The sequence below is a fragment of the Brevundimonas sp. genome (assembly GCF_023259385.1).
Lineage (GTDB): Bacteria > Pseudomonadota > Alphaproteobacteria > Caulobacterales > Caulobacteraceae > Brevundimonas.
In genome coordinates this window covers 1-16,202 of record NZ_JAHFPF010000050.1, presented here as the reverse complement: position 1 = coordinate 16,202, position 16,202 = coordinate 1, and the positions used below count along the sequence as shown (strand labels likewise).

Below are 16,202 nucleotides of genomic sequence, written 5' to 3'. Positions count from 1 at the left end.
CAAGAACTGCCGTACCAGCGTGGGGATGATCGAGAAATACTACGCCTCGCACATCAAGAACGTGCGCGACGCCTCGGCGATCAACGTCCCCAAGGCGAAGCCGGCCAAAGGGCGGGCAGGGACGGCTCAGGCGGCGAAGGTCGACTGACCTTGGCGATAGCGGCCGAACGCGGCTATAGAGCCGGTTCGGCTCGCGGGCGTGGCGAAACTGGTAGACGCAACGGACTTAAGCTGAGGATTGAGTGCGCCGGGGGAAATCCCGGACGTAGAACCGCTCAAAGTCGGGGAACCCTGTCAAATGGCGATCCCGAGCCAAGCCCGTCTCTCGACGGGAAGGTGTAGAGACTAGACGGGCGGCGTCTAAGGCCTTCGGGCTATGACGAAGGGATAGTCCAGACCACGAACGCCCTGGGGCGGCGGCGAAAGTCGAAGTGGTATGAAAATCCGTCGGGCTTTGCCCATGCCGGTTCGACCCCGGCCGCCCGCACCAACCCGAATTCGATGAACGCTGCGCCTTGAACTGGTGGTGTCCGGTTCCGATGTCTCAGGCCCCCCTGAGAACGGAGAATAAGAAACCATGGGAGAAGCCCGCACGCCGCTGTTCGCCTACGTCGATGAATCCGGAAACACCGGAAGGAACATCTTCGACACGGCGCAGCCCGATTATTACACCGCCGCCCTGGTCAGCCGGGGCGACTTCGACCGGAACTACGGCGACAAGGTCCGGGCCATCGCCGGGAAGGTTGGCGCTACCGCCATCCACGCGAACGAGCTCGGTCTCGGGCGACTGGAAACGATCGCTGACGACCTGCTCCGGTTGCTGCATCGCGCCGGAGCGACCTTCTTCGTCTCGAGGGTCGAGAAGAAGTACCTGCTGGCGACCAAGATGTTCGACACCCTGTTCGATTCCGGGGAGAACGCCGCCGTCCCGTGGCACGCCTATAATCTGAAGCCGCTCAAGATCATCGGAGCGTTCAAGCTCGCCGGCGTCATCACCGATGATATCGCCCGGGATTTCTGGAAGTGCCTGCTGATGCCCAAGGAAGCGGACGCGCGCGCAGCGCTTCCGCCGATCTGCGAGGCGATCAAGGCCCGGCTCGACATCCTGCCCGATGCGCGTTCGCGCGAGTTGCTGGGGCAGGGGCTGGACTGGATCATCGCTCACCCGGAGTGCGTCCAGTTCGCCACCGAGCAGAAGCTCGCCAAACAAGGCCACTTCCCCAATCTGGTGGCCTTCGCGAACCTTCTGGAAGGGCTCCAGTCCATGTCCAGCCGCCTGAACAAGAAGATCGCGTCGATCATCCACGATGAGCAGAACGAGTTCGGCCGTACGCTGAGCTCCTGGCACGGTCTGTTTTCCAACGCCTCGCCGGATGTCATCGAATGGGCTGGCGAGCGATACTCCCTGCAGCGGGCTCCGGGCAGTCTCTTCGTCATGAAGCCCGACGATCAGAGCGCCGGCATCCAGATGGCTGACGTCGCACTCTGGCTTTACGGTCAGTGGCTGAAGGGGAAGGACCTGCCGGAGAACTGCGAGCGTCTGCTGCTCTTTATCCTCGCCAACGGCTGGCACAACGACTTCTCCTTCAAGGGGGTCGAACACTCGCTGCTCAATCAGTTCGGAGAGGTGATGTTCGGCGACATGCCTGAAGAGAAGCTGGAAGCGGGTCGAGCGCTTGTGAAGATGAGCGAAGAACGTCGCGTCGCGTCGATGGAACAGTACGAAATCGACGGACTGCCGCCGTTCATGCGAACTCCGCCGCCAGGCGTTGCCACGGCCGGGCCGGCGGCGCCGCTGGCTCAAGGTTAGCACCCGTCGCAAGGTCGGGGTCGGTCGGCTTCCGGATGAAGCCGTCGACCCCAGACGCCACGTCGAAAGCAGTTCGTCCGAACGTCGTCCTGCATCGCGCGGGGGAGGACGCCGCCGCCGACTCCGCCTAGTCGCAGGTCATGACCCACGACGAACTCGACCAGGCCCTCGACCGCATGTTCGCCGAGGCGGCTTCGCCAGACCAGCAGCCCGGCGCCGTGACGGTGCAGACGGACGACTGGTTGGGCCCTCTGTCGACGGTCAAGGCGACCTGCGCCACCCTGCATGACGGGCTTCGGTACCGCGAGATCCGGATCCTCGTGTCGTCGCACTTCGAGACGAAGCTGCTTTCGCGGGCGGAGGCCGGGGAGAGAGGCGACCCCTATCGCGATCTCAGGGCGCGCACGCCGGAGGACTCGCGCGCTCCCGCCTAGTGAATCGAGGCCGGGGCGGCGCCGCCGCTTTCGGAGCTCATGACGAGGCTGTCGACCATCAGGTCGATCTCCGCATGGAGCTCGCTGACATCCTGGCCTTCGAACCGCGCCTGGGCGGCTTCGCGCCAGGCGATCCGAAGCAGGTCGCGGGCGGCCTCGGGAGCGAGATCGTCAAGATAGATCAGGCCGCGTTCGGCCAGGATCCGGCGCGCGACCTCGCCCGCCCGTTCCGCCAGCTCGTCATAGAGGGCCGTTTCCTCGGCGGTGAACTCATCGGCCACGGCGATCCTTTCGTGACGGCGAATGGGGGACGGGCCTGGAACTTCTGTGAGGAAGCCCGGGGTTTCAGAACCGGCCGCCGCCGACGTCAGGGACGTCCCCCGGCTCCCGGTCGGTCCCTATCGTTCCGGAACCCGTCAGCGGCCAGCCTACAGGCTCGCCGCCCCGGCGCAATCGACGCGGATCGCCGCGAATGACGCATCGCGGGAATCGGTTCGATGCGATAGGCGAGACCGCCGGACCGCGACCGACCTTGCGCCCGGCAGCGGTCCCGCGCCGACCCGCCGTCGGCCGGGCCGCACCCTTCACCGCGAGGCCCCCGTCATGAAATCCCTGATCGCCCTCACCCTCTCGGCCGCCCTCCTGTCGGGCTGCATCGGCATGACGCCGCCCCGCGACGGCGGTAGCCTCAAGATCGCCAGCTGGAATATGGAGCATCTGGCCGAACGGGACGGGGAGGGCTGCAGCCCACGCACCGGGGCGGACTACGCCCGTCTGCGGGCGCACGCCTCGGCCCTCGGGGCCGACGTGATCGCCTTCCAGGAGGTGCAGAACCGGGCCGCCGCCGAGCGGGTGTTCGACCCGGCGCTCTACGACGTGGTCATGTCCGGCCGTCCGGCCAGCACGCGCAGCGGCGAGTGCCGCGGGCGTCCGGGACTTTACATTCAGAATCAGGCCGTCGGCTTCGCCATCCGCAAGGGCGTGCCCTGGACTCGCAACCCCGACCTCAGCGCCCTGGCCCTTGGTAACCCCGATCTGCGCTGGGGCGTGGATGTCACCGTGTCGCGCGGACGGCCGGTCCGGCTCCTGGCGGTGCATCTGAAGTCTGGCTGCAACTCCGGCCGCGAGCCGACCGACCCTGACTGCCCCGTGCTCTTCGACCAGCTGCCGGTGCTGGAAGGATGGACCGAGGCGCGCGCTCGCGAGGGGACGGCCTTCGTCGTGCTGGGTGACTGGAACCGTCGTCTCGCCAGCCGCAACGACGCCTTCCTGGCGGACCTGAACGACGGCGACCCCGGGGGTTCGACCCTGAACCTGACCTCGGGCGACCGGTCGGCGGGCTGCAAGGCGCGGTATCGCGAATACATCGACTTCATCGCCACGGGCGTCGCCGCGACCGCCCGGATCGAGCCGGGGTCCTTCGAGGAATATGTCTACGGTGGTGTGCCCGAGGCCGAGCACCCGTCGGACCACTGTCCGATCTCGGTGCGGATCGCGGGCTGACACACGGGTAGCACGTCCTGAACGCTCGCCGCCGCCTGCTGACAATCAGATCCTCAGCTTCGACCAATCCACCTTGCCCAGATCGTTGTCGAACCAACTCAGCTCGACGCCGAGAGGCAGCGACTGACCATCCTGGAGCAGAACGTGCTCCGGCACGTCGGCGGCCAGGACAGTTTTGGTAAGATAGTTGTCAGCCTGATCGTGCGCGTCGCGTAGGCCGATTGCGACGCTGTTGATCTGAGCCGGCGTGGATCCGGCGACCAAAAAGTGCTGACGGGGGAGTTGAGCGCCCGCTGCGGTCAGAATGATCCGGGCGTAGCAGGCGGGTCGGGCGGGGGATGCAGCGGTGGTCATCTCGGCACTCCGTGTGGGCCGCAATCGGCGAAGGGACATCACCCTAACCGCTGATTCGGCTGGCCGAACCGCGATCGCATGCCTCTGAAGATCTAAGTCCGTATGTCCTTTCCCTCGTCCGGCGTGATGCCGGATGCTGCAGCCTTCAGCAGCGTCGAGGAGGAAGGAATGGACACGCTCTTTGTAGGGCTCGATGTTCACAAGATGAGCATCAGCGTCACGACGGCGGAGGATGGTCGCGAAGGCGCGGTCAGGTTCTGCGGCGAGGTCGCCAACACGCCGGAACAGGTTCGCAAGCTCGCCGAACGACTATCGCGCTCGGGCGACCGCCTGGAGTTCTGCTACGAGGCCAGCGGATGTGGCTACGGAATCTACCGCCAGCTGACAGAGGCGGGGCATGGTTGCCTCGTTGCGGCTCCAACGCTGATTGCGCGCAAGCCCGGTGACCGCATCAAGACTGACCGGCGGGATTCTCAGATGCTCGCGCTTCAGCATCGGGCGGGCGGTCTGACAGCGGTCTGGGTGCCGGACGAAGTCCATGAGGCGATGCGCGACCTGGTCCGGGCCCGGGGTGATGCGGTGATGGCCTTGATGCGGGCGCGTCAGCAACTGCTGGCGTTCCTGCTGCGCCACGGCCGGACCTATCCGGTCGGCAAGCCCTGGACCTTGAGGCATCGCCGCTGGTTGGCGGGCCAGGCGTTCGATCAGGATGCCCATCGCGTTGTCTTCCACGATTACGTCGAAGCCGTCTGGGCGTCCCAGGACCGCCGCGATCAGCTCGAGACCCGGATCTCCGCCCTGTTGAGGGGGTGGTCTCTAGCGCCGCTGGTCGAAGCGCTCCGCGCCTTGCGAGGTCTGGACACCATCTCGTCCGTCAGCTTCGTGGCGGCCGTTGGTGATCTCAGCCGGTTTGAGAATCCGCGACGGCTGATGGCCTATCTCGGCCTGGTCCCTTCTGAGCACTCTAGCGGCGACCGCATCCGACGCGGCGGCATCACCAAGACCGGCAACCGCGAAGCGCGGCGCATGCTGGTGGAGGCCGCTTGGAGCTATCGCTATCCGCCGCGGGTCTCGACCGGCAAAACCGACGTCGTTTCCCGTCAGCCGAAGGCGGTGCGGGACGTGGCGTGGAAGGCCCAGGTGCGCCTGTGCGATCGCTATCGCCGTCTGAGCGCCGGCGGCAAGCGGCCGACCGTCGTCATCGCCGCCATCGCCCGCGAGCTGTCCGGCTTTATCTGGGCGATCGGTCAGGAGGTGCGGCCAGCGGCGCCTTGAGCGCCGAGCTCTGGCCCGTCAGGCCGGGGGCGGAGCGGAAGGTCAGGGACATCCTCGAGAGCCCAGTGGGCCGGCCATGAGCCGACGCCCGAACTAAGTCAGAGGCCAGCCCGCGACGAAAAGCGTTCATGCGGTAGCCAACACGCGAATGGAAGACTGATCGACCGTCGCCAGTGCCGCTCCGCCCCCAACCTGACGAACCTCTCAGCCTGCTCATCTCCGCGCCTGCGGCGCGGAGGAGTTTCGCACGTCTGGGCACTTGAAAAAGGACATGGAAGGGCTCCGCCCTCGCGCGGGCCAGGGTGAAGCGGCTTCGCCGCCGGATCGGCCGGTCTCCCCGGCCTTCCGCGCCGGCGACAGGGGCGATGTCCGCGATCGATACGAGGCTTGTGCAGGCCGGGCGATCCCCCTCCGGCCGATCCGCCCTGGCCCTTGCTACCCCGGTCTCGCCGACGGGCAGGGTTTCAGGCGCGCGTTTCGCGTGCCTGCAACCCTTGCCCAAAGGAGGCAGACATGACTGCTCAATCAACCCAAGCCCGTATCCCTGCGGCGGCTGGCGCCGCCGCGACCGGAGCGGATCAGGAGCCGGTTCACGGTGCGGAGATCGTGGTTCCGCTGAACCGGTTGAAGGCGTCCCCGAAGAACGCCCGGAAGGTGCCGCACAGCGCGGCGACCATCGAGGCGTTCGCCGCCTCCATCAAGGTCAAGGGGGTGTTGCAGCCGCCCGTGGTCGAGATCGAACGCGGCGAGGACGGGACGGCCACCGGCAATTACCTCGTAACCATCGGGGAGGGGCGCCGTCAGGGCCTGAGGCTCTTGGCCAAGCGCAAGCAGATCAAGCGGACCCATCCGGTCAAGGTTGTCGTAGATACCGAGAATGACGCCCATGAAATCAGCCTCGACGAAAACACCACCCGCGAGGCCATGCACCCCGCCGACCAGTTCGAGGCCTTCAAGCGGCTGGCGGACGAGAAGGGCTATGGCGCCGAGGAGATCGGCGCCCGGTTCGGCGTCACGGCGACCGTAGTACTTCAACGTCTGCGGCTCGGGGCGGCGGCCCCGGAGCTGATGGCGGCCTATCGGGAGGGGGCGCTGGCGCTTGATCAGTTGATGGCCTTCTGCGTCAGCGGCGATCAGGACCGGCAGCGTCAGGTGTTCGAGCAGTTGGGCGAGTACCGTCCCGTCCACGCCATTCGCCGGGCCATGACCGAGGCCAAGGTCAGGGCGGACGACCGCCGCGCCGTCTTCGTCGGCGTCGAGGCGTATGAGGCCGAGGGCGGTTCGGTGCTGCGCGACCTGTTCACCGAGGACGGCGGCGGCTGGCTGGAAGACCCGGCCCTGCTGGACCGGATGGTGGGCGACAAGCTCACCGCTCTGGCCGACGAGGCGCGCCAGCGCGAGGACTGGAAATGGGCCGAGGCCGCGTCCGACTACGTCGCCGTCAACGCCCTGGGCCGGGTCTATCCGGTCGAGGTCGTCCGGTCCGAGGACGATGCGGCGCAGATCGCCGCCCTGTCCGAGGAATACGACGCCCTCGTCTCCGAGGCCGGGCCGGAAGGGCTGACGCCCGAAGCCGACGCCCGACTGGAAGAGATCGATAAGGCCCTGCAAGCCTTCGGTCCGGACTTCGACTATCCCGCCGAGGTCAAGGCGCGGGCCGGGGTCATGGTCCTGTTGGGACATGACGGGCTGGCCCGGTTCGAGCGGGGTCTGGTCAGGGCCGAAGATGCGGTCAGCGACCGCGCGCCCGATCCGGACGCCCCGGAAAGCTGGTCTGAGCCGGAGACGCAGGACGGCGAAACGGCGCCGCCCGCGCCGGACGCCGAGGCCGACGAGGGACCGGCGCCCCTGTCCGAACGGCTTGTGATCGACCTCACCGCCCATCGGACCATGGGGCTGCGCGATGCGGTTCAGGCCGATGAAAACATCGCCCTGACGGTGGTGGTCCATGCGCTGGCCTTGCAGGTCTTCTACCCGGCGTGGGGGACGTGGACGCCCCTGCAAGTGCGTCTGAGCGTGACCGGTCTGGAGCGGCTGGCGCCCGGCGTCAGCGACAGCCCGGCCGGGCGGCGCGTGGCCGACCGGCTGGAGGCGTGGGGCGCCCGTCTGCCGGAAGAGGCGCGAGACCTCTGGGCCGTGCTGATGACCCTGCCGCCGTCGGACCTTCTGGACCTGATGGCCTGTTGCGCGGGCGTCGGTCTCTACGCTGTGCGTGACCCCCACGACCGCAAGCCGGACGCCTTGGCCCATGCCGAGACGCTGGCGACCGCCACCGGTCTGGACATGACCAGGACGTGGACGGCCACCGCCGCCAGCTATTTCTCCCGCGTGTCCAAGGCGCGGGTTCTGGAAGCGGTGACCGAGGCGACCACGCCCGAGGAAGCCGGGCGTATCGCCGGGTTCAAGAAGGGCGATATGGCCGAGGCCGCCGAGCGGCTGGTCGAGGGCAAGGGCTGGCTTCCGTCCGTACTGCGCACCGTCTCGAATGCGGCGGAACCGGAGACACCGGAGCCGCAAGGCGAGGCGACCGAGCCGCCCGCCGCCGATGACGACGCCTATCGGTTCGCCGCCGAATAGACGGCGTCAGGGCCGAAAACTCGCCGCGCGCCCTTTGGGGCGCGCGGCTTTTTGTCTCCGGGCAAGGCGCCGATGCCCGGTGTCGCGCTTCGGCGTAACGCTGTATGACCAGTGTCGGGGGGACGGACCGATGGACCGGAACTCGGGCGACCTTTTCCGAACCGAACGGCTCCGGGTCGGGTCGCCCACGTCTCCCTCGGACGAGGTATAACCCGCGCATGAAGCCCAGCAAATTCATCGCGCATCAGGAACGACGGCTGAGGCGCGCGCTGAGCGACGACGAGCGCGACGCCGTCGAACAGGCCCGCGAGGATACGACCACGGGCCAGTCCGACACGGTCAAGGCGATGTGGAAGGCGTTGGACGACGCGCCTGAACCCGATCCCTAGAACCCGCGCGAGAAACCGTCCCACCAGCGTCAGGGCGCCGTCGCGAGAGCTAGGCCGCTCTGGCCTGCGGCCACAACGAACCGTACTTCCGCGCCTCCTGTTTGCGGCGCCGGTCCTGCGCCCGTGCGCCGTTGGGCCGACAGTCGATGTCCAGCTCAAGCAGGTGTGACTGCGACATGTTGAAGGTGACGTTCGGCCACTCGTTTCCGTCCAGGTCGTGCGCCGTCCGGTATCGGAAGCCAAGGTGGACGGCCGCGACGATCAGGGGACCGTTTGCGACATAGTCCGGGCCCAGAGGCGCACCGTCGGGGAAGGTGCAGGCGAAGTTCTCCGCGATGTGCTTCAGGCGATAGCTGTCGGTGTCGGGGCGGATGGTCTTCGTCGCGGGCACCGACGCCAGCATGGCGAGCGCGCGCAGCACATGGTCGGCGACGGCGATGTCTTTCAGCTCCTCCCGATACGCCTGGACCCGGTCATAGTGCTCGTAGGGCGTCTCCCAGCGACCATCGCTGCGGCGTTCGGGCCGCCCGAAACCCCATCCCCATTTATGGAGACGATCGTCGCGATCCATCGCCGTGAGCGTGATCGCATGGGCTGCGGCGCGCAGCAGCATCGACGCCGGCGCATCGAAGCCGCGTTCGGTCAGGTAGCGGCCGAAAGACTCAGGATCGATCCGTCGAGAACCGCCCGCGTCTATGCGAGCGCGCAATTCGGCGTTGGAGTGGAAGCCCAGTCCACGCGCCAGCGCTTCGACGCGGTGGGAGGATTTGATTCCGGGAGCGGTCTGTCGAAGTCCGGCCTTGAGGCGCTCAAGGGTGACAGGGTTCAGAGTGATGTCGAGTTCGACCATGGCGTTTGCCTCTGTGGGTGCGCAGGTCGCCGATTACGCTGCGGCACACGAGGAAAACGTGGGGCCGAGGAAGGGATTGCAAGCCACGAGACGTTTGACCCGGCGACAGGTCACAGGCGCCTAACCCGACGGGTATAATGCGCTGAGTCGAAGCTCGTGGTCGATAGGAGACATGAGAATAGGGGGGGTGGATTGACCTGTCAGAGAACGGACAGCCTGATGCCCACTCCGACCTGGCACCCACGGATGTCGAGGGAATTCTGCAACCGAAGGCCGCCATGACCGACATCATCGTCGATGTAATCGAGAATCCGTACCACAAGGCTGAGACCAAGCCGCACTACCTCAATGTGGCTGAGGCGCGAATGACGTGCTTCGAGGCATTCAACATCGTCACCGCGAGCCAGGCGTTGGGTGGCGAGTACGAGATGGCGGACGAGGAGGATCCTGAGCCAACCAGCCTCTTCCGCTTGCACCACGCGTTGGCCGAGCCGCGCCTCTCAGAGCTGCTGCTTCAGATCGCCGTTTTCGTACGAACCTTCGACGACGTCATGACCGATCTCGACCCGGAGGCTTACCGGGCTCATGCCGCCGCCACGAACGGCGAGAACTACATAGGGGACCTGGACGGAACCCCACTGAGCCTCCGCGAAGCCTGCAACAAGATCATCCATGCCGTTGATTTTCGCCCTGTCTACGATCACTCGGATCGACAGGTTGCCGACGGTAGCTACAAAAGGGTCTGGTACATGACCGGTGAGATCGAGATCGGAGGCATGAGAGGGCAGCACCAGTGGGCCGTGCTGCTTTTCGTGCAGCCATTCCTCGAAGTGGTAGTCGATCGCATCGACTTCACATCAGCCGCTTCTCAGGCCGGCCGCGAGTGATCGTTTATGGACGGCTTGATCGACAAGTTCATCCGTGCCCGAGCGCTCCTCTCTGTCTCCATCAATGGCCTTTGGATCGGGTACAACAACCTTCCGACCGCCGTTCGCCGCTTCTGTGCTCCCGCCTTCTTCCACAATGAGGGCGAGCCGACGTTCGACCTGACGACACGGGGCTCGGCAATCTTGCTGCGCTTCCAGGGGCGCAACTTCGCCGTCCTGACGCATCATCAGCTAGGCAAGGGCGTCCACACTCTGGAAGCGAAGGACTTCACAATAGGTATCGACGACCGCGACGGGAGGAAGGTCGGTTTGACGCCGGTCGCGGTCACCCGTGTGTCGGCTGAATCCTACGCGGCAAAGAACCTCGAGGACCTGCAAATCTGTGAGTATGAGGATGTCCGGAACGGGCGTGATCTGACAGACCGGTTCTTGAAGCTGGACTTGTCGCATACCCTCGAGACAGTCCCCTCGGATGCGATCAAGGGTATCTTCGCTATCGGCTTTCCCAGCGAGCTAACGGCTGTTGAGATTGGCGAATGGGATGAGGATACCGGCGATCCCCCCATGTCTATGCGGTTCCAGTGGGTGAAGGTGCACCTTCAGCCCGCTGCTGCGACGCACCCCTTCGACCCTGATAACCGGATTATTCTTGAGCCCGACCCCAAGGCACCAACCACCCTATCCAACCCCGATGGGCTGAGCGGCGCCCCAGTCTTTTTCGTTTGGCAGGATAACAACAACCAGGCTTGGTTGGGGCTAGCAGGGATGGTCACAAACGCCCGGATAGACCGGTTCGCGGTCTACAGCACCATCTACATCAGGACCGCGTTGCAACAGCACGTGGATGCTGCTGCCGTTGAGTAAGAGCCTGGTCTAGCTTGGGAGAGGCGGGGCCAGCGCTGTGGACCCGTGTTCCGGTCCAGCGGCTTGTGCGGAGAGCGTTCGCGAGGAATGACCTGCAAGGGTGACTGGCGCTCCGGACCGCCGCTCCGCATAGTCCCCCGATGATGTGGTTCGACGAGATCGAGAAGAAGCGCGGCAGTTCGCCCGTCGTGACCGATGACCCGAGCCATGTCGGCAGCGGGACCTTGATACTGGATGGGGAGAAGTCGCAGGCGGTTCTACTTTCGGACGGAACGTTGATGGGATCCACCAACGAAGACGGTTGGTTCCGGCTTCGGCTCAAGGGGCCGGATGGTCGACCCATCCTGCTCCACAATGCTCTTCTTACCAGCTCGACCCAGTACACCGGCCAGCATGGCCGGATGTATGAGGAGCATGTCTATCCTAACGCGGTCATTCTCGGCTCCGACGCTCTGCTGCCCGGATACAAGGTTCCGTCGATCGCTTTCACGATGAGAAATCTAGGGGCCTTCTTCCACTACCAGCACGTGGAATCCCACCACCTTTTCCGGCCGGCCAAGCATATCGTTGCTGCGCTCAAAGGCCTTCGCGACAAGAAGGACCGCTCATACGACCTGTTCAAACCGCAGGAGGTTTTTGTCGTCCATCAGTTCCCGAGAGTGCTGAGCTTCAAGGTTGATGGTCATAGGTACGAGGTATTTGTTGGCTCGAAGCAATCCGGGCTCGGGTGGAAGAAAATCGACTTTCAAACCGATCCAATCGCGACGATCCACTTCGCTGAACCGCTCGGCATCGAAGAGGCGATGGATCTCGCGTGGCAGTGGAAACGCTATTTCGAGAACCTTGCGCTGCGGCCGATCCCCTGGACGTCGCTTACGGCCCGGTCGGGACGCGGTCGCGCAATGCGGGACGCTGACTTTTACCTTCCAAACCACGACAGTCGATCGGCGGATGAGAATGGGCCGTTCCAGTTCTGGCTTGGAAACATCCCTCTGAATCGCTGGAGCGAACGAAACGCCCTCGCCACCGTCATGAAGACGTGGACCGAACGAGAAGGCGACCGTCACCGACTGCGCGGGGCGGTTCAGAGTGTAGCCAGAAACCTGCGCCGAGGCAGTTCGCTCGATGACGTCGTCGCGCTCTGCGCCGGCGTCGAGAGTCTGGCGGAACTGAGAGGTCAACCGGCGCTCTCGTCCGAACAATCCCGTATCATCGCCGACGGTGCGATTACCGTCGCCAAGGCAAACGGGATCGACATCGAGGACGCTCGGCTACGGGGTGTCATCGGCAGTCTGCAGAACCAGAGCCTTGGGCAGCGTCTGAAGCTCATGTTCGCAAGTCTGGAGCCTTTCATCAACAAGGCTCAGGCGAAGACGCTCATCGCTGCCATCATGGAGCTGCGTCAGATCGCGGCCCATGGCCTTTCGCCCGCTGCGGACGTCATGCCGAAAGCGAGTCCGACGGTGGAGGGCTTCGCCTGCGCGTGCGCGCTCTACGATCTCGTGACCTGTGGGATGCCTGTCAGAAGCGCCTCCGACCAGCGCGTCGGTCTTCTAGGTCACGCAACTCGGTCCATCGGCGAGCTGGAGAACATTCGAAACCGGGCGAACCGCCTGCCTTAACTTGGTCGGGACACCGAGCCACGCGAATGACCTGGGGCATTGCCGAAGCGATCCGCTGCTAGCTCTGTCCTTCAGCTCGGAGTTCGGCGAGCCGGCGATCGGAGGCTTCGGCCACAATCTGGCGGAGCAGCTCGATGCGCTCTCCGAGATAGGCGAGCTCCTCCTCCGTGATGCGGTAGTGGCGGGAGTAGCGAGCCTTCACATAGGCCGCGCGCAAAAGTTCGAAGCAGCGCTTCTGGAACTTGGTCTCCTGCGGCCAGACCTCGCGCAGGCGGGGTTCCAGCGGCTCGGTGATCTTCCGGAGATGGACGAGGTTGTGGCTGCGAGGTGCATAGAGCGTCAGAACCAGAAGAAGGCCCTGATACAGGGACTCGGTCGCTTGATGCAGATTGAACGCTGCGCGCTTCAACCGGGCATTCTTGATTAGCGTTTCGGCGGCTAGCTTGAAGTCGGCGAAGCTCTCTCTCCATTCTTCGGAGTACTCTGACGCCTCTTCCAAAGCGGTAGCAGGGGGCAGCGGCTGCGGGTCCGACAGCTTCACGCCGGGTGTATCCTTAAGGACAACGCCCTCGCGGACGATGTCGATGAAGAACGGACGGCCGTGCTCCAGCTTGAAGTTCACGTCGTCGAGGCTGTGAACGATGAGCTCGGTGGAGGTGCGCATGGCGCCGAGCGTCCACTGCTCCATCAGCTCCTCATTGACCTTCTCCCAGAACTCGATGTCCGTGAGATCCTCGTGATCGACGATGACCAGCAGATCGAAATCCGAGAAGTAACGGCTGATCGGATCGTGGACCCAGTCGCCTCGTGCGTAGCTCCCGTAGAGGATGATCTTCAGGATGCGACCGTTCTTTAGTCGGTCGGCCCGTCGCGTCGAGATTGCCTTGGCGAACCCCTCCTCGATGATGTCGACGTACCGTTCCAGCTCGCGCTGCTTGGTCGGCGACAGTTTGCGGAGAGGGCGTTTCATGGGGTGAGTCTCGGAAATGCCCGGCCTCGAAGCAAGGTCGAAAACATCGCATCCCTGTCGCAGCGGCGATCGGGCATCAGAACAGGGGCTCGTGATCGACGTCGTCTCGCCGCAGGCCATAACGCCGGATCAACAGCGCTTCCAGCGCGTCCGGATCTCTCATTCGTCCGCCCTGCAAGCCCCACGAACCGACGTGGGCGCCGATGAACATCAGCCTGTTCACTCTGATGGCCTCGTCCGAAAAGGCCTCGGCGGACAGCGCTTCATCCGGTTCTTCAGGCCTGTTCAATTCGGCTTTCGCCTTCTCCATCACCTCGCGCGACGGTCTTCCCGCCACATCGAACGAAAATCGGGCGTTCAAGGCGATATTCGCCAGGATGCTCAGGATTTCCCAGTCCTTGAGTCCCTCGTCGCGCATCGCCGCGAGGCGGGCGCGCACATCCGGATCCGCTAGAATTACTGGGAGGGTGTGGCGGAGATAGGCGAACGAGCGATCGTATCGCTGCTCAATCGACAGTGCGGCTTCATCCGCATCGTATCCTGGCCCGGGCCCCGTCGGCCCCGACAGCGCCTCGATCTTTCTAAGCTCAAAGTCGCGTTCGGGCTCGATGGTCGGCAACGCCTGGCGGATCGCCTCGCCGAACGCCTCCTCAGAGATCAGGTCTCGGTAGAGTTCCGGGTAAGGGCGAGCGGTGAAGAGCTCGCCGGCGAGCGCTTCCATCTGGTCGCTCAGTGCTTCGGCCGCTTCCTTCGGCGGCAACAGCGACAGGGCTCCGAGGATCGGAGCGAGGACCCCTTGAATCATCGGCCATGGGTCTGGCGGGCCTCCAGACGGAAGGGTGAGGCTGAAGGTGCGTATTGTGGTCGGCGTGCTGGGTTCGACTTCCTCGAACGCAGGCTCCGCGCGTGTCGGATCCACCCGGACATCGATATGCACTTCACCCGGAAGGGTCACCAGATCGACCCGGAGCAGGATGACGGCGAAAAGCTGGAGGCTGGCTATAACCTGTTCGGCCTCGGGCACGACGGCGTAGCGGTTCTCGAACACGCACGTCCAATCGATATCCATCGCGCGCCAGCGAACGGTTCGCTTCGGGCCAAAATCACTGAACGGACGATCAAGGAAAGCCTCCTGGAGACGATCCCACAGTTCATCCGGGCTATCCTGCATCCAGAAGCCGTCCGCCGATTCAGAAGCGGACCGGATCGGATCCCAGAGTACAGGCGGCCAGTCGGCGTACAGTCTGTCAAAGGTCGGCAGCGCCTCGGGGGCGAGCCTGAGAAGAGCCCCACGCCACGTCGTCAGTTGCCCGATGTTGACGTTGAGGTCCGAGTGCTTCTGAAGGTCGAGAGGGTCCGCTTCATGCTGGACATGAGCGTGCAGCATCGCCGCCATCGCCTGAATGAAACCAACCGCGCAGCCTGAGTTGTCCTCGAAGTCCGCCACGGACAAGCGCGCGGTGGGCAGAAGCGGGTCGAGCGCGTCCTCGGGGTGGTACTCGGCAATGAAGGCCGCCGCGAGCGCGTAGTTCTTGGCTGCATAGGTCAGCCCCAGATCCCGGTAGCAGTCCGCGAGCAGGAGCATGACGCGGACGGCACCCTCAATGCGGTCTCCAGAAAACCACTTCGCCTTGGCCTTGTGGAGCTCGCGGATCGCCGTCAGTGGATGATCATTGTCCAGGAGCGCGAGCGCCCGTCTGAACGCCTTTTCACCTGCCACGGCGCCGCCGGCCCGTTCAGCGATCAGTTCGTCGGCGCGTTCCGCCAAGGCGAGCAGCTCCGCATCCTCGCCCGCGATCGCGATCACCTTGGTCAGGAAATCCGAGAAGTCTTCGATCGGGAAGAGTGGCGTAGACTCGGCTTCATCGAGCATTCGTCCCCAGTCCAAACGAGACGCGTTTGGATCGCTTGGCGTGTCCGGAGCGCTCGGGAGTCCGCTGATGTGCCCGCGCACGCGAAGTAGCCCGGTGCGACGCACCGGGCCGGGCGCGGTCTCGATCTCGCGATCGATCACGTCGAGAAGGGTGTTTCTCCACTCAACGAGCTCTTCCAATGAGCCGTGATAGGTCGAGTGGAGCAAGCCGCCGTGCGCATAGACGAGCAGGGTGGCTGCGTTCTGCAGGTCAGCCTGACCGGTCCATTCCCCGACGTCGGAGTAGTAGTCGCGGAGCCTGTGCGCCTGGGGGTTCAGATCTCCGAACCCTCGAAGGGACGCGACCGCGATCTCATAGGCCGCGTTCCGGGCGAGACCACGCGGTGTCGCCTCGTGCGCCGCGAAGACCTCCATCTTCGAAATCCAGAAGCGGAGGTCGTGACGTGCTTCGATGTCGAAGGTCGCTCGCCGCACACCGCGTTTTATGTCCGTGAAGTCGGCCTGGCTTATCACCAGCGGTTCGCGGTCTCGCCAACGGGCAAGACGATCATCGTACCCGTCGCCACTCGCAGGACCTGCGGGGCCGATCTCGGCCGGCAGCGAAAGGTACTGCTGGGCGATCCAGAACAGGTCGCGATCTGCCAGCCATTCGGCGATCGCCTGGCCATCGAAAATCCTGAGCTCGATGTTGTGCTCGTCTCTCGCCCACTTCTGCAATCTGCGGCGCCGGCCGATCGGAAAATCCGCCTCGCAGAAGTAGACGATCTCATCGACGACCCCTCCCGCGACGATGG

Annotated in this window: 14 protein-coding genes; 9 read left to right on the top strand and 5 right to left on the bottom strand. The window is 64.7% G+C overall.

Features of this window, described 5'->3' with window-relative positions:
• The first annotated feature begins 577 nt into the window (after window positions 1-577).
• On the top strand, window positions 578-1,810 hold the full coding sequence (locus Q0C81_RS05720; RefSeq protein WP_291834846.1) for a DUF3800 domain-containing protein: 1,233 nt from the start codon (window positions 578-580) through the stop codon (window positions 1,808-1,810).
• A 140-nt stretch (window positions 1,811-1,950) separates the two neighbouring features.
• Window positions 1,951-2,244 carry a hypothetical protein gene (locus tag Q0C81_RS05715; protein ID WP_291834843.1) on the top strand — a complete coding sequence of 98 codons (294 nt, stop codon included), beginning with the start codon at window positions 1,951-1,953 and terminating at the stop codon, window positions 2,242-2,244.
• Here the strand turns inward: Q0C81_RS05715 and Q0C81_RS05710 are convergent.
• Window positions 2,241-2,525, bottom strand: coding sequence for a hypothetical protein (locus tag Q0C81_RS05710; protein WP_291834840.1), 285 nt, complete (start codon window positions 2,523-2,525; stop codon window positions 2,241-2,243). The genes Q0C81_RS05715 and Q0C81_RS05710 overlap by 4 nt on opposite strands.
• A gap of 322 nt (window positions 2,526-2,847) precedes the next feature.
• Here Q0C81_RS05710 and Q0C81_RS05705 point away from each other — a divergent pair, with 322 nt between their 5' ends.
• On the top strand, window positions 2,848-3,747 hold the full coding sequence (locus Q0C81_RS05705) for an endonuclease/exonuclease/phosphatase family protein (protein WP_291834837.1): 900 nt from the start codon (window positions 2,848-2,850) through the stop codon (window positions 3,745-3,747).
• 45 nt (window positions 3,748-3,792) lie between these two features.
• Here Q0C81_RS05705 and Q0C81_RS05700 read toward each other — a convergent pair whose 3' ends face one another.
• Window positions 3,793-4,101, bottom strand: coding sequence for a hypothetical protein (locus tag Q0C81_RS05700; protein WP_291834834.1), 309 nt, complete (start codon window positions 4,099-4,101; stop codon window positions 3,793-3,795).
• 168 nt (window positions 4,102-4,269) lie between these two features.
• On the opposite strand from Q0C81_RS05700, the gene Q0C81_RS05695 reads away from it, so the two are divergent.
• The 3 genes from Q0C81_RS05695 to Q0C81_RS05685 all read left to right on the top strand — a co-directional run bounded on the left by Q0C81_RS05695 (window position 4,270) and on the right by Q0C81_RS05685 (window position 8,342).
• Window positions 4,270-5,376 carry an IS110 family transposase gene (locus tag Q0C81_RS05695; protein WP_291834849.1) on the top strand — a complete coding sequence of 369 codons (1,107 nt, stop codon included), beginning with the start codon at window positions 4,270-4,272 and terminating at the stop codon, window positions 5,374-5,376.
• A 513-nt stretch (window positions 5,377-5,889) separates the two neighbouring features.
• A complete protein-coding gene (locus tag Q0C81_RS05690) occupies window positions 5,890-7,953 on the top strand; it encodes a ParB/RepB/Spo0J family partition protein (protein WP_291834831.1) in 2,064 nt (687 codons plus the stop codon).
• A gap of 218 nt (window positions 7,954-8,171) precedes the next feature.
• Window positions 8,172-8,342, top strand: coding sequence for a hypothetical protein (locus Q0C81_RS05685; RefSeq protein ID WP_291834828.1), 171 nt, complete (start codon window positions 8,172-8,174; stop codon window positions 8,340-8,342).
• 49 nt (window positions 8,343-8,391) lie between these two features.
• Here the strand turns inward: Q0C81_RS05685 and Q0C81_RS05680 are convergent, their stop codons facing one another.
• The gene (locus Q0C81_RS05680; RefSeq protein WP_291834825.1) at window positions 8,392-9,192 is read right to left on the bottom strand and encodes a hypothetical protein; all 801 of its coding nucleotides are present in this window, start codon (window positions 9,190-9,192) and stop codon (window positions 8,392-8,394) included.
• Between the two features lie 278 nt (window positions 9,193-9,470).
• Between Q0C81_RS05680 and Q0C81_RS05675 the strand changes: the two genes are divergently transcribed.
• From Q0C81_RS05675 to Q0C81_RS05665, 3 genes are all read left to right on the top strand, one after another.
• A complete protein-coding gene (locus tag Q0C81_RS05675; protein WP_291834822.1) occupies window positions 9,471-10,079 on the top strand; it encodes a hypothetical protein in 609 nt (202 codons plus the stop codon).
• Window positions 10,080-10,094: 15 nt separating this feature from the next.
• Window positions 10,095-10,943: a hypothetical protein gene (locus Q0C81_RS05670; protein WP_291834820.1), complete on the top strand. Its 849-nt coding sequence runs from the start codon at window positions 10,095-10,097 to the stop codon at window positions 10,941-10,943.
• Window positions 10,944-11,083: 140 nt separating this feature from the next.
• Window positions 11,084-12,565 (top strand): hypothetical protein, encoded by a 1,482-nt coding sequence (locus Q0C81_RS05665; RefSeq protein WP_291834817.1) that lies wholly within the window; start codon window positions 11,084-11,086, stop codon window positions 12,563-12,565.
• Window positions 12,566-12,623: 58 nt separating this feature from the next.
• On the opposite strand, the gene Q0C81_RS05660 is transcribed toward Q0C81_RS05665, so the two are convergent.
• Together Q0C81_RS05660 and Q0C81_RS05655 are read right to left on the bottom strand one after the other, a co-directional pair.
• Window positions 12,624-13,535 (bottom strand): HEPN domain-containing protein, encoded by a 912-nt coding sequence (locus tag Q0C81_RS05660; protein ID WP_291834815.1) that lies wholly within the window; start codon window positions 13,533-13,535, stop codon window positions 12,624-12,626.
• Between the two features lie 76 nt (window positions 13,536-13,611).
• A partial coding sequence (locus tag Q0C81_RS05655) for a hypothetical protein (protein WP_291834812.1) occupies window positions 13,612-16,202 on the bottom strand: 2,591 nt, incomplete at its 5' end.

Coding starts and splice junctions, on each gene's coding strand:
- Q0C81_RS05680 (WP_291834825.1), bottom strand. CDS start 9,192: ATGGTCGAACTCGACATCACTCTGAACCCTGTCACCCTTGAGCGCCTC.
- Q0C81_RS05690 (WP_291834831.1), top strand. CDS start 5,890: ATGACTGCTCAATCAACCCAAGCCCGTATCCCTGCGGCGGCTGGCGCC.
- Q0C81_RS05675 (WP_291834822.1), top strand. CDS start 9,471: ATGACCGACATCATCGTCGATGTAATCGAGAATCCGTACCACAAGGCT.
- Q0C81_RS05705 (WP_291834837.1), top strand. CDS start 2,848: ATGAAATCCCTGATCGCCCTCACCCTCTCGGCCGCCCTCCTGTCGGGC.
- Q0C81_RS05665 (WP_291834817.1), top strand. CDS start 11,084: ATGATGTGGTTCGACGAGATCGAGAAGAAGCGCGGCAGTTCGCCCGTC.
- Q0C81_RS05695 (WP_291834849.1), top strand. CDS start 4,270: ATGGACACGCTCTTTGTAGGGCTCGATGTTCACAAGATGAGCATCAGC.
- Q0C81_RS05685 (WP_291834828.1), top strand. CDS start 8,172: ATGAAGCCCAGCAAATTCATCGCGCATCAGGAACGACGGCTGAGGCGC.
- Q0C81_RS05700 (WP_291834834.1), bottom strand. CDS start 4,101: ATGACCACCGCTGCATCCCCCGCCCGACCCGCCTGCTACGCCCGGATC.
- Q0C81_RS05715 (WP_291834843.1), top strand. CDS start 1,951: ATGACCCACGACGAACTCGACCAGGCCCTCGACCGCATGTTCGCCGAG.
- Q0C81_RS05720 (WP_291834846.1), top strand. CDS start 578: ATGGGAGAAGCCCGCACGCCGCTGTTCGCCTACGTCGATGAATCCGGA.
- Q0C81_RS05660 (WP_291834815.1), bottom strand. CDS start 13,535: ATGAAACGCCCTCTCCGCAAACTGTCGCCGACCAAGCAGCGCGAGCTG.